This window comes from Pseudomonas sp. 3A(2025), assembly GCF_054589175.1.
In genome coordinates this window covers 287,676-307,439 of record NZ_BAAILM010000034.1, presented here as the reverse complement: position 1 = coordinate 307,439, position 19,764 = coordinate 287,676, and the positions used below count along the sequence as shown (strand labels likewise).

Sequence of the window (19,764 nt, the reverse complement as noted above, 5' to 3'; positions counted from 1 at the left end):
TGCGGTTCAGGCCAGTTCTTTCAATCGATGCCAGAGCATGCCCAGCGCCAGCAGCGGTGAGCGCAGGTGCTTGCCACCGGGGAAGGTCATGTGCGGCACCTTGGCGAACAGCTCGAAACCTGCGCTGTGCTGGCCAGCGATGGCTTCGGCCAGCAGCTTGCCGGCCAGGTGCGTGGCATTGAGGCCATGCCCGGAATAGGCCTGGGCATAGAACACGTTGGGCTGTTTATGCAGCCGGCCGATCTGTGGCAGGCGGTTGGCGCCGATGCCGATCATGCCACCCCATTGATAATCGATGCGCACGCCGGCCAGTTGCGGGAACACCTTGAGCATCTTGGGCTGCATGTAGGCGGCGATGTCCTGCGGGTCGCGGCCCGAATAATGGCAGGCACCGCCGAACAGCAAGCGGCGGTCGGCTGACAACCGGTAGTAATCCAGGGCCACGCGCTGGTCACACACCGCCATGTCGCGGGGCAGCAACTGGCTGGCCTGTTCGGCACTCAGCGGTTCGGTGGCGATGATGTAACTGCCTGCCGGCAGCACCTTGCCGCCCAGCTCCGGGTTCAGGTCGTTGAGGTAGGCATTGCAGCCCAACACCAGAAAACTCGCCTGCACGCTGCCCTGAGCGGTGTGCACCTTGACCTGCGGGCCGTACTCGATGCGGGTGACCGGTGATTGTTCGAACACCTGCACGCCCAGTGTGCGGGCCACAGCCGCTTCACCAATGGCGAGATTCAACGGGTGCAGATGCCCCGAGCCCATGTCGATCAGGCCGCCGACATAGCGGTCCGAGCCCACGACTTCATGCATCTGCTCTGGCTGCAGCAATTGCAGTTCATGGCGATATCCCAGGCTGCGCAGCTCTTCGAGGTCTTCGGCAAAGCCCTGCAAATCCTTGGGTTTGTTGGCCAGGTCGCAATAGCCCCATTTCAGATCGCAATCGATGCCGTGACGCTCGATGCGCTGGCGGACAATTTCAACCGCTTCGAAACCCATCAGCTTGAGCTGGTGCACACCGTCACGGCCGATCACCGATTCGAACTGCTCAAGGCCATGGCCGACACCGCGAATCAGTTGCCCGCCATTTCGCCCGCTGGCGCCCCAGCCGATGCGCCGTGCTTCCAGCAAAGCCACGCTCAGGCCGCGTTCGGCCAGCTCGATGGCGGTGTTCAGCCCGGAAAAGCCGCCGCCGACCACGCACACGTCGACTTTCAGCTCGCCTTGCAGGGGCGGATGATCCGGCTGCGGATGGCGGCTGGCGGCGTAATAAGAGGCGGCGTGGGCGTTCATGGAGGATGTCCTTGGTGATTCGCAAAACAGCGGGCGAGGATAAGCCGCTGTCGCGGGCCTGCCAACTGCGGCACAATCGCCGCGTTGTGTCAGGTAAATAGATCAATGAGCTGCAATCGAGAAAAAATCCGCACTCTGCGGCGCCAGATTCCTTCGTTCGAATGTGTACCCGGTTGTCATGACTGTTGTGGGCCGGTCACCACATCACCCGAAGAAATGTCGCGCCTGCCGCGTAAAAGCCGCGCCGAGCAAGAGGCTGCGCTTGAAGAACTGAACTGTGTGCACCTGGGCCCCAATGGCTGCACGGTGTATGAAGAGCGGCCGCTGATCTGCCGGCTGTTCGGCACCACGCCGACCCTGCCATGCCCCAACGGCCGCCGCCCGGAGCAGATGATCCATCCGAGGGTGGAAAAGCAGATTCACGACTATATGGGCAGCACCCGTCAGGTTCTCGTATAGCCGTAGGACCGGCCGGGCGGCGCACCGCTTTCGCCGGGAACCGCAGCGCCACCATTCCCGACTAAAGTCGGTCCTACGCTAGTCTGCGATAGGCAGGCTCAAACTCTCTTTCACTTCTTCCATCACGATATAACTCTTGGACTCGCGCACGTGCGGCAGTTTGAGCAGGATGTCGCCTAGCAGTTTGCGGTACGAGGCCATCTCTGAAATGCGCGCCTTGACCAGATAGTCGAAGTCGCCGGACACCAGATGGCACTCCAGCACGTGCGGCAGTTTGAGGATCGCGCGGCGGAATTCGTCGAAGGTGTCGCCGGACTTGTAGTCCAGGCTGATCTCGACGAACACCAGCAGGCTGGCCTTGAGGTTCTGCGGGTTGAGCCGGGCGTTGTAGCCCATGATGATGCCTTCGCGCTCCAGGCGCCGGACCCGCTCGGTGCAGGGCGTGGTCGACAAGCCGACGCGCTCGCCCAGCTCGGTGAACGAGATGCGCCCGTCACTTTGCAGGATGCGCAATATGTTGCGATCGATCTTGTCCAGTTCACGCCGGGACTGGTGCTGGGTACGCATGGGTAATCTCCCTCTGCCAAAGCGCTGTTTACCGAGAAAACGCCTCGAATATAGCTTTTTATATAGTGAAAAGCACTGCCTTAACCTTTTTATACTGCGCACATTCCTTACTCATTCTGCACAACGTCAGCGGATATCCGCGATGAGGTACTCGATATGCGCGTTCTGGTTCTCGGCAGTGGTGTCATCGGTACGACGACGGCCTACTATCTGGCTCGTGAAGGCTTTCAGGTGACCGTGGTCGACCGTCAGCCCGCCGTCGCCATGGAGACCAGCTTCGCCAACGCCGGCCAGGTTTCGCCGGGCTATGCCTCGCCATGGGCGGCGCCGGGCGTGCCGCTCAAGGCGATGAAATGGCTGTTGCAACGCCATGCACCGCTGGCGATCAAGGCCACCACCAGCCTCGATCAGTACCTGTGGATGGCGCAGATGCTGCGCAACTGCACCGCCAGCCGCTACGCGGTGAACAAAGAGCGCATGGTGCGCCTGTCCGAGTACAGCCGCGACTGCCTCGACGAACTGCGCGCCGAAACCGGCATTGCCTATGAGGCGCGGCAACTGGGCACTACCCAGCTGTTCCGCACTCAGGAGCAACTTGACAACGCCGCCAAGGACATCGCCGTGCTCAAGCAGTCCGGGGTGCCTTATGAACTGCTCGACCGTGCTGGCATTGCCCGTGTCGAGCCTGCGCTGGCCGGTGTGGTCGGCAACCTCAGCGGCGCGCTGCGCCTGCCCAACGACCAGACCGGCGACTGCCAGTTGTTCACCACGCGCCTGGCGCAAATGGCGGTCGATCTGGGCGTCGAATTTCGCTATGGGCAGAACATCGAGCGTCTGGAATTTGCCGGCGACCGCATCAATGGCGTGTGGATCGACGGCACGCTGGAAACCGCCGACCGCTATGTGCTGGCGCTGGGCAGCTACTCGCCGCAATTGCTCAAGCCGCTGGGCATCAAGGCGCCGGTGTATCCGCTCAAGGGCTATTCGCTGACCGTGCCGATCACCCGTGGCGACATGGCACCGACCTCGACGATTCTCGACGAGACCTACAAAGTCGCCATTACCCGCTTCGACAACCGCATCCGCGTCGGTGGCATGGCCGAAATCGCAGGTTTCGACCTGTCGCTCAACCCGCGCCGGCGTGAAACGCTGGAGATGATCGTCAACGATCTTTATCCTCACGGCGGCGACCTGAGCCAGGCCAGTTTCTGGACCGGTTTGCGCCCAACCACACCGGACGGAACGCCGATCGTCGGTGCCACCGCGTACAACAACCTGTTTCTCAATACCGGCCATGGCACGCTGGGCTGGACCATGGCCTGCGGTTCGGGCCGCTTGCTGGCCGACCTGATTGCGCGCAAGACCCCGCAGATCAGCGCCGCAGGCCTGGATATATCCCGTTATGGCAACACCCGAGAGGCCGTACGACCTGTCAATACGGCACCCGCTCATCAATAACTGCTGCATAGAAAAAGATAACCGACCATGCGTCCAGCCCGTGCCCTGATTGACCTTCAAGCCCTGCGCCACAATTACCGGCTGGCTCGCCAGCACGCCGGCGCCAGGGCGCTTGCGGTGATCAAGGCCGATGCCTATGGCCATGGCGCGGTGCGCGTGGCGCAGGCGCTGCAAGCCGAAGCCGACGGTTTCGCCGTGGCCTGCATCGAAGAGGCGCTGGAGCTGCGCGCTGCCGGTATTCGCGGTCCGATCCTGCTGCTCGAAGGTTTTTTCGAAGCCCAGGAACTGGACCTGATCGCCGAACACGACCTGTGGTTCGTGGTGCATTCACTGTGGCAGCTGGAGGCCATCGAACGCACGGCGGTGGGCAAGCCGCTGAATGTCTGGCTCAAACTCGACAGCGGCATGCACCGGGTCGGGATTTTTCCCGCTGATTACCAGGCGGCCTACCAGCGGCTGCAGAGCAGCGGCAAGGTCGCCGACATCGTGCTGATGACCCACTTTGCCCGCGCCGACGAGCTGGATTGCCCACGCAGTGAAGAACAACTGGCGGTATTCAATGCCGCGCGTCAGGGGCTGCAAGCGCCGACCAGCCTGAACAACTCGCCGGCCCTGCTGGGCTGGCCGCAGATCACCAGCGACTGGGTACGGCCGGGCATCATGCTCTATGGCGCCACGCCGTTCGACCGGCCGCACCCGCTGGCCGATCAGTTGCAAGCGGTGATGACCCTGGAATCGAAAGTCATCAGCGTACGCGAGCTGCCGCCCGGCGAGCCGGTGGGCTACGGCGCCGCCTTCATCACCGAGCGGCCCAGCCGTGTGGGCGTGGTGGCGATGGGTTATGCCGACGGTTATCCGCGCCATGCCCCTACCGGCACGCCGGTGAGCATCGACGGCCAGCCGGGGCGTTTGATCGGCCGGGTGTCGATGGACATGCTTTGTATCGATTTGACCGACCTGCCTCAGGCCGGGCTCGGCAGCCGGGTCGAGTTCTGGGGGCCGAACGTGGCCGCCAGCGAAGTGGCCGCCCAGGCCGGGACTATCCCGTACCAGTTGTTCTGCAACCTCAAGCGCGTACCGCGCCTGTACAGCGAGAACTGACGCCGCGTGCGGTCCGTCCGTCTGTTGTAAATATCGAACGCTGTTGCCATCATGCCTGCGTCTCGACTTTACCTGGAGGACTGCCGCATTGGACGTCGGTGAGCGACTGCAATACATCCGTAAGCTCAAGGGGCTGTCCCAGCGCGAACTCGCCAAGCGGGCCGGCGTGACCAACAGCACCATCTCCATGATCGAGAAAAATAGCGTCAGCCCGTCGATCAGCTCATTGCGCAAGGTGCTGGGCGGCATTCCCATGTCCATGGTCGAGTTCTTTTCCGAAGAACTGGAGCCTGAGAACACCACCCAGGTGGTGTACAAAGCCAACGAACTGCTGGATATCTCTGACGGCGCGATGACCATGAAGCTGGTGGGCAAGTCGCACCCCGGCCGGGCGATTGCCTTTCTGACCGAAACCTACCCGCCGGGCGCCGATACCGGTGAAGAAATGCTGGTTCACGAAGGTGAAGAAACCGGCATCCTGATCGAAGGCCGGCTGGAACTGATCGTCGGTCCCGACACCTATCTGCTCGAGGCCGGTGACAGCTATTACTTCGAAAGCACCCGTCCGCACCGTTTCCGTAACCCGTTCGATCTGCCGGCGCGACTGATCAGCGCCGCCACGCCTGCCAATTTCTGACGGGCTGCGCCAGCCACCGACCACCGGGGGCTGGCCCGTCTGCCGATCCATGGCAAGGTAAGAGCCGCACCTCGATGAGGGTGAACCCGTGAATCCAATCAAACTGTGCCTGGCCATGGCGGCGGCCGTGCTGCTGACGCCCGTAGGCCTGATGGCCGCTTCCAGTGAAGAAATCGCCCAGCGTCTTGAGCCGGTCGGCAAGGTCTGCATCCAGGGCCAGGACTGCGCCGGTGTGACCGTGGCCACGGCCGCCGGCGGCGCAGCACGCGGGGCGCAAGCGATCATCGACAAGCATTGCATCGCCTGTCACAGCATCGGGCTGATGGACGCGCCGAAAATAGGCGACAACGCCGCCTGGAAAACCCGAGCCGACAAGGACGGCGGCCTCGACGGCCTGCTGGCCAAGGCCATTACCGGCATCAACACCATGCCGCCCAAAGGCACCTGTGGCGATTGCACCGACGATGAGCTCAAGGCCGCGATTCAGAAGATGTCTGGGTTGTAGGCGCGCGACGCATCGTGCAACAAGGCCATGCAGCAATTACCTTCTGAAAACAGTCCAACCTGCATCCCAGGACATTTCAGGAGAGCCCGGATGCCGCAGTCCTGTTCCATCGAGCGCGCCGTCGAGCAGGTGCTGGCGCAGTTACCTGAGCATATTCATCTGGGCATGCCGCTCGGGCTAGGCAAGCCCAACCGCTTCGTCAACGCGCTGTATGCGCGTATTCGTGACTTGCCCGAACGCCGGTTGACGATCTATACCGCCCTGAGCCTGGGCCGCCCGACACCGGGCGAAGGCTTGCAGGCACGTTTTCTGGAGCCGTTTCTGGAGCGCGTGTACGACGACTATCAAGAACTTGAGTACCTGCGCGACCTGCGCCGTGACCGTTTGCCGGCCAATATCCGTGTCGAGCAGTTCTTCATGCAGCCCGGCAGCCTGCTCGACAGCGTGCCGGCCCAGCACGATTACGTCAGCAGCAACTACAGCCATGCCGCCCGCGACATCAATGCCAAGGGCCTGAACCTGGTCGCGCAACTGGTGGCCCGCGACCCGCAGTTTCCGGGGCGCCTGAGCCTGAGTTGCAACCCCGACGTGACCCTTGACCTGCTGCCGATGATCGCCAGACGCCGCACCGCCGGCGAGACCGTTCTGATCCTCGGTCAGGTGCATGCCGACTTGCCCTATATGCCGGGCGACTCCGAGCTCGATGAGGTGGCCTTCGACCTGCTGATCGACGAGCCCGAGCACGCCACGCTGTTTTCCACCCCGAATATGCCGGTCGGTCTGCAGGATCATCTGATCGGCCTGCACGCCAGCACCCTGGTACGCGATGGCGGCACCTTGCAGATCGGCATCGGTTCGATGGGTGATGCGCTGACCGCCGCCCTGTTGGCCCGTCAGGCCGACAACGCTAATTACCTCGGCCTGCTGGGCGAGCTGAACATGAGCAACTGGCAGACGCTGATCGACCGCGAAGGCGGCACCGAGCCTTTCGGCAGCGGCCTGTACGGGTGCAGCGAGATGTTCGTCAACGGCCTGTTGGCGCTGGCCGATGCCGGCATTGTGCGGCGTAAGGTGTATGCCGATGCAACGCTGCAACAACTGGCCAATCAGGGCGCACTGGATGAAAGCCAGCAGGCCGGTGGCGTGGTGGTGCATGGCGGTTTTTTCCTGGGGCCGCGCAGTTTTTACCAGCGCTTGCGCGAACTGCCGAGCGAACGGCTGGCGCAATTCAACATGAGTGCCATCAGTTTCATCAACGAACTGTATGGGGATGAACAGCTCAAGCGTTTACAGCGCCGCGATGCGCGCTTTATCAACAGCGCCTTCACCGTAACGCTGCTGGGTGCGGCGGTGTCCGACCAATTGGCCGACGGGCGTGTGCTCAGCGGGGTCGGCGGGCAGTACAACTTCGTGGCCCAGGCGCATGCGCTGGAAGATGCCCGGTCCATTCTGATTCTGCGCAGCTGGCGCGAGTCAGGCGGCGAGATCAGCTCCAATATCGTCTGGACCTACGAGCACACCACCATCCCGCGGCATTTGCGCGACATCGTGGTGACCGAATACGGCATCGCCGACCTGCGTGGCCAGACCGACGCGACGGTGATCGAGCGTCTGCTCAATATCACCGACTCACGCTTCCAGCCGGGCCTGATCGAACAGGCGCAAAAAGCCGGCAAACTGCCCGACGACTTTCAACTGGACCCGCGCTTTACCGACAACTTCCCCGACCGGCTCAAAGCACTGGTGGCAGGTTATCCGGAGCTGTTCAGCGAATACCCGCTGGGTTCCGATTTCAGCAGCGAAGAGCGCGACCTGCTGCGGGCGCTGAACTGGATCAAGAGCAAGCTCAAACTCACCGAGATGCTTGAACTGGGCAAGGCGACGATGGATGCCCCGGCCCCCGAGGCGTATCCGGCGCACCTTGAACGCATGGGCCTGGACAAGCCCGCCGGGCTGCGTGAAGAGCTGTATCAGCGGCTGTTGCTGGCCGGGTTGCACGCCACCTCCATAACTCCGTAGGACCGGCTTTAGCCGGGAACAGTGCACAACATAACTGTGTGGTGATGCCCTTCGTCGGGGTGCCGAACCAAGCTAAAGCCGCTCCTACGAGCGGATCGCCGCCCGGCCGGTTAGCGCTTCAACATCGCCCTGATATCCGCCAGGGCGTTATTACCGCGTGCCGCCTTGACCTCGACCGGGGCATCTTCGTTGCCTTCCCAGGTCAGGTCGTCGGACGGCAGCTCATCCAGAAAGCGGCTGGGCGCGCAGTCGATGATCTCGCCGTACTGTTTGCGCTTGGCGGCAAAGGTGAAGGCCAGGGTCTGGCGCGCGCGGGTGATGCCGACGTAGGCCAGGCGGCGTTCTTCCTCGATGGTGTCGGCTTCGATGCTGGAACGGTGCGGCAGGATTTCTTCTTCCATGCCCATGATGAACACGTACGGAAATTCCAGGCCCTTGGAGGCATGCAGGGTCATCATCTGCACGCCTTCGGCGCCGTCTTCCTCTTCCTGCTGACGTTCGAGCATGTCGCGCAAGACCAGCTTGCCGATCGCCTCCTCGATAGTCATGCCGCCTTCTTCGTCTTTTTCGAGGGTGTTTTTCAACGCCTCGATGAGGAACCAGACGTTACTCATGCGGTAGTCGGCGGCCTTGTCGCTGGAGCTGTTGGTGCGGATCCAGTTCTCGTAGTCGATGTCCATGACCATGCTGCGCAAGGCGGCAATCGGGTCATTTTGCGCGCACTGCTGGCGCACGCCATCCATCCAGCGTTTGAAGCGTTGCAGGCGCTCGGTGTAACGGCTGTCGAGGTGTTCGCCCAGGCCCAGTTCTTCACTGGCGGCGTACATCGAGACTTTGCGTTCGGAGGCGTAGTTGCCGAGCTTTTCGAGGGTCGTCGAGCCAATCTCGCGACGCGGCACGTTGATCACCCGCAAGAAGGCGTTGTCGTCGTCCGGGTTCACCAGCAGGCGGAAATAGGACATCAGGTCCTTCACTTCCTGGCGGCTGAAAAAGCTGGTGCCGCCCGATAGCCGATAGGGAACCTGGTGGTGTTGCAGCTTCAGCTCGATCAGCTTGGCCTGGTAGTTGCCGCGATACAGAATCGCAAAATCGCTGTACGGCCGGTCTGTGCGCAGGTGCAGGGTGAGAATTTCCATCGCCACCCGCTCGGCTTCGGCCTCTTCGTTGCGGCAGCGGATGACGCGGATCTCATCGCCGTGACCCATTTCCGACCACAGCTGCTTTTCGAAATCGTGCGGGTTATTGGCGATCAACACGTTGGCACAGCGCAGAATGCGGCTGGTAGAGCGGTAGTTCTGCTCCAGCATGACGACCTTGAGCGAGGGATAGTCGTCCTTGAGCAGCATCAGGTTTTCCGGCCGCGCACCGCGCCAGGCGTAGATCGACTGGTCGTCGTCGCCAACCACGGTGAACTGGTTGCGGCTGCCGATCAGCAGCTTGACCAGCAAATACTGGCTGGCGTTGGTGTCCTGGTATTCGTCGACCAGCAGGTAACGTACGCGGTTCTGCCATTTTTCCAGAATGTCAGCGTGTTCCAGGAACAGCTTGACCGGCAGCAGGATCAGGTCGTCGAAGTCCAGCGCGTTGTAGGCCTTGAGGGTGCGCTGATAATGGGTGTAGACGATGGCAGCGGTCTGCTCTTTGGGGCCGCGCGCATTGGCCAAGGCCTCCTCGGGCAGAATCAGGTCGTTTTTCCAGGAACCGATGAAGCCCTTGATCTCGTCGACGCCGTCGTCGCCCGAGTATTCCTTTTGCATGATGTCGGTCAGCAAGGACTTGATATCGCCCTCGTCGAAGATCGAAAAACCCGGCTTGTAGCCCAGCCGCGCGTGCTCCTTGCGGATGATGTTCAGGCCCAGGTTGTGAAAGGTCGAGACCGTCAGGCCGCGCCCTTCGGCCCCGCGTAACAGAGTGCCGACGCGCTCTTTCATCTCGCGCGCAGCCTTGTTGGTAAAGGTCATGGCCACGATGTGCTGGGCGCGGATGCCGCAATTCTGGATCAGGTGGGCGATCTTGCGGGTGATCACGCTGGTCTTGCCGGAGCCTGCACCGGCGAGCACCAGGAGCGGGCCGCCGACGTAGTTCACGGCTTCCTGCTGCCGGGGATTGAGTCGGGACATGAAGAGAGGCGTCGTGTGCGGAATGAGGCGGGCATTTTAACAGGCTCGCGGCAACGTGCAGTGACCTTTGAGTGGGTCTGATGGCCCCTTTCTCAGTAACCGCTATCTAAATTTCTTGGTTTTGTTACATTTGCACACCGTACTCATTTACATCTTTTTCGATACCTCGTTTTGGGGTATCGGCCCCCTTGCATTTTTCCTCTGGATTTAGGGAGTCAGCTTGCCAACGCCTGTCGAACCCTCGCGGTTATTGCTGCTGGCCTCTGAGCCTGCCTGGCTGGCGCACCTGGAGAGCTGCATGGCCACGCTGCCTGCAGATATCACGCTGCACTGCATCAACGACTGGGATCGTGACGGCAGGCAGTTTGCCGGCGAGCGCAACACGGTGCTGTTCGTGACACCAGACCTGCAACCGCCGGCCGGCAGTTGCCGTTTGCCGATCGTGACGCTGCTGCAAGCCGAGCCCGGCATCGGTCCGGCCGGTGTCAGCGACTGGCTGGTACAGGGCAGCCTGACCCCCGACATCCTGCGCCGCTGCCTGCGCCATGTGCGCGAGCGCGGGCACCTGGAGCACACCCTGCACCGCCTGGCCGAGCAAGACCCGTTGACCGGCATTGCCAATCGCCAGGGTTTTCAGACCCTGCTGGCGGCGCGGCTGGCCGAACACGATGGCGTTGGCCTGGCGCTGGGGCACCTGGACCTGGACAACTTTCGCCGGGCCAACGATGCCCTGGGCCATCAGGCCGGCGACCGGTTGATTCTACAAGTGGTCGCGCGCCTCAAGCGCCAGCTCGACGTCAACGACCAGATCGCCCGTCTGGGCAGCGACGAATTTGCCCTGCTGATCGATACCCGCGATGCGCCACAACGTGCCACCGAGGTGGCCGAGCGCATCATCGAGGCGTTGTCCGAAGCCTACTGGATCGACGGCGAAAGCCTGTTGCTCGGCTGCAGCCTGGGTGTTGCGCATGCCCAGGCGCAGGCCGGGGCCGATCCGTTGATGTGGCATGCGCATATCGCCATGCGCCAGGCCAAGAGTATCCAGGGCTGTACCTGGCACCTGTTCGACGCACGCATCAACCGCAACGCGCGCAGCCTGGCTGACCTTGAAAGCGAACTGCGCCGGGCGCTGCGCCGCGATGAGCTGGAGCTGCATTACCAGCCGCGACTGTGCATGAGCAGCGGCACCATCGTCGGGCTCGAAGCACTGGTGCGCTGGCGCCACCCCGAACGCGGTCTGCTCCCCCCCAGCGAATTCGTGCCGCTGGCCGAGCAAAGCGGCCTGATCGTACCGCTGGGCTACTGGGTGATATTCCGTGCACTACGCGACATGCGCGCCTTGCGCGAACAGGGCATTGCGCCGCTGCACATGGCGATCAACCTGTCGTTCCGCCAGTTTCAGGACAACCAGTTGCTGACCACCCTCAGCCGGCTGATCAACGAGCAGGGCGTGGATGCCCACTGGCTGGAATTCGAACTGACCGAAACCGCCGTCATGCGCCGCAGCGACCTGGTGAGCAAGACCATGGACGCCTTGCGCGCCTTGGGCGTGCGTTTCTCGCTGGACGACTTCGGCACCGGTTTCTCGTCGTTCGTACACCTCAATAGCCTGCCGATTGCATTGCTCAAGATCGACAAAAGCTTTGTCGGCGAAATGGAACAGCGCGAAGAGAACCGCCAACTGGTCCACGCGATGATCAACCTGGCCCACAACCTGAACCTTGAAGTGGTCGCCGAAGGCATCGAAACCGAAGGCCAGCTGGCCTTGCTGCGCGAATACGGCTGCGATCAGGCCCAGGGTTATCTGATTCGCCGGCCTCTGCCGTTCAACGACCTGATCGACTACCTCAAGCAGGGCAGCGCGCAGATACAGGCCTAGAGCCTGGTCGGTCAAGCCTGCAGCGCGACAGGCTTGTCGGCCTTGCGCAGCAAACGCGCCACGCGCCGCTCGAAAGCCCAGGTCAGCGTTACTGCCGCGCACAACAGCCCCAACGCCAGCCCCCACCATACCCCCTGCGCCCCGGCCGGCGTCTGGAACGCCAGCAGCCAGGCCGCCGGTGCGGCCACCAGCCAGTAACAGGCCAGACCGATCAGAAAGGTGATCTTGGCGTCCTTGAGGCCACGAATCGCGCCCATGGCGATGGTTTGCACACCGTCGAACAGCTCGAACCAGGCGGCGATGGCCAGCAGCTTGACCGCCAGCACCACGATGTCGTTGAGCGCAGGATCGTCGATGTCCAGAAACAGATTGATGATCTGCCGCGGTGCCAGCCAGAACAGCAGGGCAAACAGCAGCATCAGCGCGCCACCGAAACCGATCCCCAGCCGGCCCGCCAGCCGTACCCTGTGCAGATCGCCGGCACCGTAATGCTGGCCGATGCGCATGGTCACGGCATAAGAAATACCCACCGGAATCATGAAGGCCATCGACACCGTTTGCAGCGAGATCTGGTGCGCGGCCATTTGCGCGGTGCCCAGCGCGCCCATGCAAAACGCGGCAAAGGTGAACAGCCCGACTTCTACGGCATAGGTGCCGCCAATCGGCAGCCCCAGCCGCCACAGCTCGCCCAGATGGCTGCGCGACAACTGCATCAGGCCCTGGCGAATCGGGTAGGCCGCGTACGCCGGGTGGCGACGGATATGCAGTGCCAGCGCCAGCGCCATACAGTTGGTGACCACCGCAGTGACCAGGCCGATGCCGTACAGGCCGAGCGCTGGCAGGCCCAGCCAGCCTTCGATCAATGCGTCATTAAGGATGAAGTTGGCCAGCGCACCGACCAGGCTGATGACCATCAAAGGCCCGGCCCGCCCCAGTGCGCTGGTGAAGCCGCGCAGCGCCATGAAGGTCAGCAAGCCGGGCAGGGCCAGCGGCAGGGTAGTGAGAAACTGCATCGCCATGTGCACGTTGTTCGGGTTTTGGCCCAGGTGCAGCAGCACCGGCTCAAGACTCCATAGCAGCGCGGCGGCCAGAATCGCCATGCCCCAGGCCAGCCACAGCCCGGCCTGGGTGAGGCGCGTTGCGCCTTCGGTATCGCCCGCGCCCTTGCGAATCGACACCAGCGTGCCGACGGCGGCCATTACACCGATGCAGAAAAACGAGACAAAACTGTAGGTCGCCGCCCCCAGCCCGCCGCCCGCCAGCGACTCGGGGCCCAGGCGGCCCATCATCACCGTGTCGGTGAACACCATCAGCATGTGCGCCATTTGCGAGGCGATCAGCGGCCCTGCCAGGCGCAGGATGATCCAGAGTTCCTTGAGGGCGGCAGGCTGCATGGTGTGAGGCTCGAAGTGGGGGGATTCAGCCGCCTATTCTGGCCATTTGGATGGCTGGATACAAAGCGTTAAACAAGTGGCATCAATATCCATGTATCACGCTCAAGTATGCGCCGCTCATGCCGACTCCACTGGATAGAATCGTGCCTTGCTGCGCTTCGAACTTATTCACTATAACGTTGCTGGCTGGCGAGCCCCCTGGCGGGATATCGAACCACCCAGCCTGGAGTCGTCATGTCCAAGCCCCGTGCCCGGATTGCCTCTCAGCTTGGTATTGCCCTGGCCGTCATTCTTGCGGTCGTGATAGGTAGCAGTACCCTTTTTGCCCTGCGTTCGCTCGATGCTGCCAATCTGGTCATCCGCGAAGAACACATGGCCAGCGAAGCACGCCTGCTCGCCGACCAGCTCAACACCTTTCATACCACGCTGCGCGACAGCACCCAGCGGCTGGCCAACCTGTTCGAGAAGCGCTTTGCCACAGGCCTGAGCGTGCAGACCGGCACCAGCTTCACGGTGGCCGGCACGCCGACCCCCGGTTTGTTTCTGGAGGGCCAGGCGCTGAACAACGAGTTCAGCGAGGTGGATGAATTTCGCAACCTGACGGCAGGCGTCGCGACGGTCTTCGTGCGCAGCGGCGATGACTTTATCCGCGTAAGTACCTCGCTGACCAAACAGGACGGTTCGCGGGCCATCGGCACCGTGCTCGACCGCAAGGGCCAGGCTTACGCGAAGTTGATGGCGGGCCAGGCTTATGTCGGCAAGGCGCTGTTGTTCGAGCGTAACTACATGACCCAGTACAGCCCGGTGCGCGACGCCAGCGGTCAGATCATTGCCGCGTTGTTCGTCGGTTTCGACTACACCGATGCGCAGAACGCCCAGTTTGAAAACCTGAAGAACTTCCGCATCGGCAAGACCGGCTCGCTGGCGCTGCTCGACGATCAGAACAAATGGCTGGTCGCCCCGGCAGGCGTCAAGGACGCCGCTCAGGCCGCCACCGCCGTGGCCGCTGCCGTTGCACAGTCAGGCAAGGGCCAGTTCTGGAAGGACAGTGACGAGAACTTCTACAGCGTCGGCATGCCATTCGCGGGTGGGCCGTGGACGGTGGTGGCGAGCATGCCGCAGGAAGAAATCAGCTCGGTGACCTGGAGCGTCGGCACCCAGCTGGCAATCGGCAGCCTGCTGGCCATGCTGATTGCGGTGGGCGGCGCGATCTGGCTGCTGCGCAGCAAACTGCGGCCCTTGTCGGAACTGGTGCAACAGGCCGAGGCCTTGGGTGCGGGCAATCTCAGCGTACGCCTGCCAGTGACCAGCCACGACGAGATCGGCCAGCTGGCCGGCAGCTTCAACGCCATGAGTGAGGCCCTGTCGAACATGGTCGAGCACATCCGCACGGCCTCTCGCCAGGTCAGCGACCGTGCCCATGCGCTGTCGGGGCTGTCGAGCGGTGCGCACGCGGGCATGGAGCAGCAGTCCGGCGAGATCACCAGCATGGCCGGTGCCGTAGAAGAATTCAGCGCCACCTCGATGAACATCGCCGACAACATGCAGGACACCGAACGCCTGGCACAGGAGAATGCACGCCAGACGCGTATCGGCCGCTCGTCGATGGAAGAGGCCTCCAGCTCGCTGCAACAGATCGCCGCCTCGCTGAACAGCACTGCCACCGTGGTCGACACTCTGGGCCAGCGTTCGCAGGAAATCGGCAGCATTGTCGGCGTGATCACCTCGATTGCCGAGCAGACCAACCTGCTGGCGCTCAACGCCGCCATCGAAGCCGCCCGCGCCGGCGAACAGGGCCGCGGCTTTGCCGTGGTCGCCGACGAAGTGCGCAGCCTGGCCTCGCGCACCCGCCAGGCCACCGACGAAATTTCGACGATGATTGCCAGCATCCAGCAGGAGACCGGCAACGCCATCACCACCATGCAGCAGGGTAATACCTTGATGCAGGAAGGCCTGTCGCTCAACGCCAAGGTCGCCCAGGCCCTGGCCCAGATCGACGAGCAAAGCCGCTCGGCCGGCCAGCAGTTCACGGTGATCACCACCGCCGCTCAAGAACAGAGCAGCACGGCCACGGCATTGAGCGGCAACCTGCAAAGCATTGCCATGACCAACAGCGAACAACGCGAAGTGGTCGCCAATCTGGCAGTGACGGCGCGCGAACTGAATGCCCTGGCGGCGGAATTGCTGGCGGAGGTTGACCGGTTTCGCTGACAGGCAGGGCTACTGCAAGAGCTTTTGCACCCGCAGCCGATCCTGGGCAAAGCCCGCTTCGGCTTCCTGGCGGGCCTGTTGGTGGCGTGCGATCGTGGCCTGAAGGCCCAACTGCTGGTCGCGCAGGTCCTTGAGCTGATCGAGCAACGATTGCGGTACCGGTTTGCCGGCGCGTTCCTGATCGGCAGCCTGGCTTTGCAGGCTGGCCTGCTGCGCCGACAAACCCTGGATATTGCCCTGGGCCACGCCGATCAGCGCATCGAGTTCGGCGAGCCTGCGCACGCGGGCGCGCTCCACCTCGTCCAGGCTGCGGTATTGCTGCAACAACTGCGCATCGGCACTGGCCTGGGCCTTGAGCGCTTCGGCCTGACGAAGTTCTTGCGCGGTGGGCGCAGGCGGCACGGTTTGCACCACCCGGCCACGGGAATTGAGCACCTGATAGCCCTTGCCGATGTATTCGGCCGGGACGCCCTGGCGGTCCATGACGGTCACGCCACGGTTGTCGATGTAGCGGTATAACAGGATTTCAGGCTGATCGGCCGCCAGCGCAGGCGCCTGGGCAAGTAAACCGAACCATAGCAACAGGCCCGCAGCGCTCAGGCTGCGGTGCCGTGCCCGCCAGGTGTTCAGGTGACCTGCCGCAACCGCCATAGGCCTCCTTAAATCCCGAACTGTGCCCGGTAGTCCTCGACGGCCGGCAGGTATTGCTTGAGCTGCGGGTCGTCGGCCAGGAACTCGAGCACCTGATTGAGCGATACGATGCTGACCACCGGAATGCCGAAATCGCGCTCCACTTCCTGGATCGCCGACAGCTCGCCGTTGCCGCGCTCCTGACGGTTGAGTGCGATCAACACGCCGGCCGCCGTAGCCTCCTGGGCCTTGATGATCTGCATGACTTCGCGAATGGCGGTGCCGGCGGTGATCACATCGTCGATGATCAGCACATTGCCGGTCAGCGGCGCGCCAACCAGGCTGCCGCCTTCGCCGTGATCCTTGGCTTCCTTGCGGTTGAAACACCACGGCAGATCGAGGTCATGATGCTCGGCCAGCGCGACCGCCGTAGCGGCGGCCAGCGGAATGCCCTTATAGGCAGGACCAAACAGCACATCGAACGACAAACCGCTGTCGACCACCGCGGCCGCGTAGTAACGCCCCAGGCGCGCCAGGGCCGAACCGCTGTTGAACAGGCCGGCATTGAAGAAGTATGGGCTGGTACGCCCGGACTTGAGAGTGAACTCACCGAAGCGCAATACGCCGCGATCGATGGCAAAACGAATGAAATCGCGTTGATACGCTTGCATGAAAAAAGCCCCGAAAGCACGGATTTAGCTAATTGACTTGACCTCGGGTATCATACACGCACGTGATTTTTGGGGCCATTTATGCGGATCATCAGTGTGAACGTAAATGGCATTCAGGCTGCAGTCGAGCGTGGTTTGCTCAGCTGGCTGCAAGCCCAGAATGCCGACGTCATCTGTCTACAGGACACCCGCGCCTCCACCTTTGAACTGGATGATCCAGCCTATCAGCTGGATGGCTACTTCCTTTACGCATGCGAAGCCGAAGTACCCGCACAGGGCGGTGTGGCGCTTTACTCTCGCTTGCAACCAAAGGCGGTCATCAGCGGCCTGGGCTTTGAAACAGCCGACCGCTATGGGCGTTACCTGCAGGCCGATTTCGATAAAGTCAGTATTGCCAGCCTGTTGTTGCCTTCGGGCATGAACGGCGATGAAGACTTGAACCAGAAGTTCAAGCTCATGGACGACTTCGGCAAGTACCTGGACAAGCAGCGCCGCAAGCGTCGCGAATATATCTATTGCGGTTCGCTGTATGTCGCGCAACAGAAGCTGGACATCAAGAACTGGCGCGACAGCCAGCAATCACCGGGCTTTCTGGCGCCGGAACGCGCCTGGATGGACGAGATTGTCGGCAACATGGGTTATGTCGATGCCCTGCGCGAAGTCAATCGCGAAGGCGACCAGTACAGCTGGTGGCCGGACAGCGAACAGGCCGAGATGCTCAACCTGGGCTGGCGCTTCGACTACCAGATCCTGACACCGGGCCTGCGGCGCTTCGTGCGCACAGCTCGCCTGCCGCGCCAGCCGCGCTTCTCGCAGCACGCGCCGCTGATCGTGGATTACGACTGGACACTGACGATCTGACCTCGGGGTCGGTGGCCACTCGACAAAAAGCCGACATGACGTCGGCTTTTTATTGGGCGCTGTTTTGTGATCCGTAGGAGCGGCTTTAGCCGCGAACGGTGGCGCAGCGGTTCCCGGCTAAAGCGGAGCGCCGCCCGGTCGGTCCTACGGAGTCCTGCAAATCAGTCAGCCAGTGCCGCACGTTGCAGCTCGAAGATCTCGTCCATGCCCTTGCGCGCCAAAGCGAGCATTGCATTGAGCTCTTCAGGCTGGAACGGCGCACCTTCGGCGGTGCCCTGCACCTCGATGAAGCCGCCGGCGCTGGTCATCACCACGTTCAGGTCGGTCTCGGCCGAGGAGTCTTCCAGGTAATCGAGGTCGAGCACCGGCTCGCCCTTGTAGATACCCACCGAAACGGCACCGACCATCTGCTTGAGCGGGTCGCCTGCCTTCAGGCCGCCACGCTTCTTGATCAGTTTCAGCGCATCGATCAGCGCGACCATGGAGCCGGTGATCGACGCGGTACGGGTACCGCCATCGGCCTGGATCACGTCGCAGTCGACGTACAGGGTGATATCGCCCAGCCTGGACATGTCCAGCGCAGCGCGCAGCGAGCGGCCGATCAGGCGCTGGATTTCCAGGGTGCGACCGCCCTGCTTGCCACGGCTGGCTTCACGCTGGTTACGCTCGCCGGTCGCCCGCGGCAGCATGCCGTACTCGGCGGTCAACCAGCCCTGGCCCTGGCCTTTGAGAAAGCGCGGCACGCCGTTTTCGACGCTGACCGTGCAGATGACCTTGGTGTCACCGAACTCGACCAGCACAGAGCCTTCGGCATGTTTGGTGTAGTTGCGGGTGATACGGATCGGGCGCAGCTGATCGGCAGCGCGACCACTTGGACGTTTCATCTGGCAATACCTGTACAGGGACGGAAAACTGCCGAGCAGTATAAAGCCCATAGCCGACACAGGGCACACCTAAAAGCCCGACTGGCCGTTCGAAGCGACGCGAGGCCTCTGCAGCAGGCCTTGCAGAGACCGGACATGGCCTGACGCATCGGCGGTTTGGGGGCCGGCCGTGCACTGGGTTACAATCTTGCGCCTTAATCAGGAGGTACACCCCATGGTGCACAGCATGACCGCCTTTGCCCGCGTCGAACGCGCCGGTGTCCAGGGCACCCTGAGCTGGGAACTGCGCTCGGTCAACCATCGCTACCTCGAACCGCATCTGCGCCTGCCCGACGCCTTTCGCGACCTGGAAGGCGCGATTCGCGAAGCCCTGCGCCAGGGCCTGTCGCGTGGCAAGGTCGAGTGCACCTTGCGCTTCGTCGAAGAAAGCGCCGGCAAACCCCTGCAGGTCGACCGCGAGCGCGCCGCCCAGTTGATCGCCGCCGCCGAGCAGGTCGCCAGCCTGATCAAGCAGCCTGCGCCGCTCAATCCACTGGAAGTGCTCGCCTGGCCGGGTGTGCTGGTGGCCGATGCCAGCGACCCGCAAGCGCTGAACAACGAAGCGCTGGCCCTGTTCAATCAGGGCCTGGACGAACTCAAGGCCGGCCGCGGCCGTGAAGGCGCGGGCCTGGCCGCATTGCTCGGCGAGCGCCTGGACGCCATCACCCAGGAAGTCACCACCCTGCGCGGCCTGGTGCCGCACATGCTGGCCGCCCAGCGACAGAAGATTCTTGACCGCTTTACCGACATGAAGGCCGAGCTGGACCCGCAGCGCCTTGAACAGGAACTGGTGCTGCTGGCGCAAAAAAGCGACGTTGCCGAAGAGCTGGACCGCCTGAGCACCCACGTCACCGAGGTGCGCCGCGTGCTCAAGGCCGGCGGCCAGGCCGGGCGCCGCCTGGATTTCCTGATGCAGGAACTCAACCGCGAAGCCAATACACTGGGCTCCAAGGCCTTCGATCCACGCAGCACCCAGGCGGCGGTCAACCTTAAAGTGTTGATCGAGCAAATGCGCGAACAAGTGCAGAACATTGAGTAA

Annotated in this window: 17 protein-coding genes and 1 pseudogene; 11 read left to right on the top strand and 7 right to left on the bottom strand. The window is 62.6% G+C overall.

Annotation, left to right across the window (positions count from 1 at the left end):
* Positions 1–6: 6 nt before the first annotated feature.
* Positions 7–1,290 (bottom strand): NAD(P)/FAD-dependent oxidoreductase, encoded by a 1,284-nt coding sequence (locus tag ACYP2A_RS15340; protein ID WP_459746218.1) that lies wholly within the window; start codon positions 1,288–1,290, stop codon positions 7–9.
* 105 nt (positions 1,291–1,395) lie between these two features.
* Between ACYP2A_RS15340 and ACYP2A_RS15335 the strand changes: the two genes are divergently transcribed.
* The gene (locus ACYP2A_RS15335) at positions 1,396–1,749 is read left to right on the top strand and encodes a YkgJ family cysteine cluster protein (protein ID WP_459746217.1); all 354 of its coding nucleotides are present in this window, start codon (positions 1,396–1,398) and stop codon (positions 1,747–1,749) included.
* A 78-nt stretch (positions 1,750–1,827) separates the two neighbouring features.
* Here the strand turns inward: ACYP2A_RS15335 and ACYP2A_RS15330 are convergent, their stop codons facing one another.
* Positions 1,828–2,316: an Lrp/AsnC ligand binding domain-containing protein gene (locus ACYP2A_RS15330; RefSeq protein ID WP_459746215.1), complete on the bottom strand. Its 489-nt coding sequence runs from the start codon at positions 2,314–2,316 to the stop codon at positions 1,828–1,830.
* A 156-nt stretch (positions 2,317–2,472) separates the two neighbouring features.
* Here ACYP2A_RS15330 and dadA point away from each other — a divergent pair, with 156 nt between their 5' ends.
* The 5 genes from dadA to ACYP2A_RS15305 all read left to right on the top strand — a co-directional run bounded on the left by dadA (position 2,473) and on the right by ACYP2A_RS15305 (position 8,036).
* A complete protein-coding gene (gene dadA / locus ACYP2A_RS15325) occupies positions 2,473–3,774 on the top strand; it encodes a D-amino acid dehydrogenase (protein WP_459746213.1) in 1,302 nt (433 codons plus the stop codon).
* Between the two features lie 27 nt (positions 3,775–3,801).
* Complete coding sequence (gene alr, locus ACYP2A_RS15320; RefSeq protein WP_459746212.1) at positions 3,802–4,875, top strand: alanine racemase; 1,074 nt, start codon at positions 3,802–3,804, stop codon at positions 4,873–4,875.
* Positions 4,876–4,963: 88 nt separating this feature from the next.
* On the top strand, positions 4,964–5,512 hold the full coding sequence (locus ACYP2A_RS15315; protein ID WP_459746210.1) for a cupin domain-containing protein: 549 nt from the start codon (positions 4,964–4,966) through the stop codon (positions 5,510–5,512).
* 88 nt (positions 5,513–5,600) lie between these two features.
* The gene (locus tag ACYP2A_RS15310) at positions 5,601–6,017 is read left to right on the top strand and encodes a c-type cytochrome (RefSeq protein WP_459746208.1); all 417 of its coding nucleotides are present in this window, start codon (positions 5,601–5,603) and stop codon (positions 6,015–6,017) included.
* 90 nt (positions 6,018–6,107) lie between these two features.
* The gene (locus ACYP2A_RS15305; protein WP_459746206.1) at positions 6,108–8,036 is read left to right on the top strand and encodes an acetyl-CoA hydrolase/transferase C-terminal domain-containing protein; all 1,929 of its coding nucleotides are present in this window, start codon (positions 6,108–6,110) and stop codon (positions 8,034–8,036) included.
* 110 nt (positions 8,037–8,146) lie between these two features.
* On the opposite strand, the gene rep is transcribed toward ACYP2A_RS15305, so the two are convergent.
* Positions 8,147–10,156: a DNA helicase Rep gene (gene rep / locus ACYP2A_RS15300; RefSeq protein WP_459746205.1), complete on the bottom strand. Its 2,010-nt coding sequence runs from the start codon at positions 10,154–10,156 to the stop codon at positions 8,147–8,149.
* Between the two features lie 220 nt (positions 10,157–10,376).
* On the opposite strand from rep, the gene ACYP2A_RS15295 reads away from it, so the two are divergent.
* Positions 10,377–12,035 (top strand): putative bifunctional diguanylate cyclase/phosphodiesterase, encoded by a 1,659-nt coding sequence (locus ACYP2A_RS15295; protein WP_459746204.1) that lies wholly within the window; start codon positions 10,377–10,379, stop codon positions 12,033–12,035.
* Positions 12,036–12,046: 11 nt separating this feature from the next.
* On the opposite strand, the gene ACYP2A_RS15290 is transcribed toward ACYP2A_RS15295, so the two are convergent.
* On the bottom strand, positions 12,047–13,429 hold the full coding sequence (locus ACYP2A_RS15290) for a NorM family multidrug efflux MATE transporter (protein WP_459746202.1): 1,383 nt from the start codon (positions 13,427–13,429) through the stop codon (positions 12,047–12,049).
* Between the two features lie 234 nt (positions 13,430–13,663).
* Here ACYP2A_RS15290 and ACYP2A_RS15285 point away from each other — a divergent pair.
* A pseudogene (locus tag ACYP2A_RS15285) lies at positions 13,664–14,785 on the top strand (Cache 3/Cache 2 fusion domain-containing protein); the annotation flags it as partial.
* Positions 14,780–15,640, top strand: coding sequence for a methyl-accepting chemotaxis protein (locus tag ACYP2A_RS15280; RefSeq protein ID WP_459746264.1), 861 nt, complete (start codon positions 14,780–14,782; stop codon positions 15,638–15,640). The pseudogene ACYP2A_RS15285 and the gene ACYP2A_RS15280, both read left to right, overlap by 6 nt.
* Positions 15,641–15,649: 9 nt before the next feature.
* On the opposite strand, the gene ACYP2A_RS15275 is transcribed toward ACYP2A_RS15280, so the two are convergent.
* Both ACYP2A_RS15275 and pyrE read right to left on the bottom strand, forming a co-directional pair.
* Positions 15,650–16,291 (bottom strand): DUF4124 domain-containing protein, encoded by a 642-nt coding sequence (locus tag ACYP2A_RS15275; RefSeq protein ID WP_459746201.1) that lies wholly within the window; start codon positions 16,289–16,291, stop codon positions 15,650–15,652.
* A gap of 8 nt (positions 16,292–16,299) precedes the next feature.
* A complete protein-coding gene (gene pyrE, locus ACYP2A_RS15270; RefSeq protein WP_459746198.1) occupies positions 16,300–16,941 on the bottom strand; it encodes an orotate phosphoribosyltransferase in 642 nt (213 codons plus the stop codon).
* 81 nt (positions 16,942–17,022) lie between these two features.
* Here pyrE and ACYP2A_RS15265 point away from each other — a divergent pair, with 81 nt between their 5' ends.
* Entirely contained in the window at positions 17,023–17,802 is a 780-nt protein-coding gene (locus tag ACYP2A_RS15265; RefSeq protein WP_459746196.1) for an exodeoxyribonuclease III, read from the top strand.
* Positions 17,803–17,963: 161 nt separating this feature from the next.
* Here the strand turns inward: ACYP2A_RS15265 and rph are convergent, their stop codons facing one another.
* The gene (gene rph, locus ACYP2A_RS15260) at positions 17,964–18,686 is read right to left on the bottom strand and encodes a ribonuclease PH (protein WP_459746194.1); all 723 of its coding nucleotides are present in this window, start codon (positions 18,684–18,686) and stop codon (positions 17,964–17,966) included.
* Positions 18,687–18,900: 214 nt separating this feature from the next.
* On the opposite strand from rph, the gene ACYP2A_RS15255 reads away from it, so the two are divergent.
* Positions 18,901–19,764: a YicC/YloC family endoribonuclease gene (locus ACYP2A_RS15255; protein WP_459746192.1), complete on the top strand. Its 864-nt coding sequence runs from the start codon at positions 18,901–18,903 to the stop codon at positions 19,762–19,764.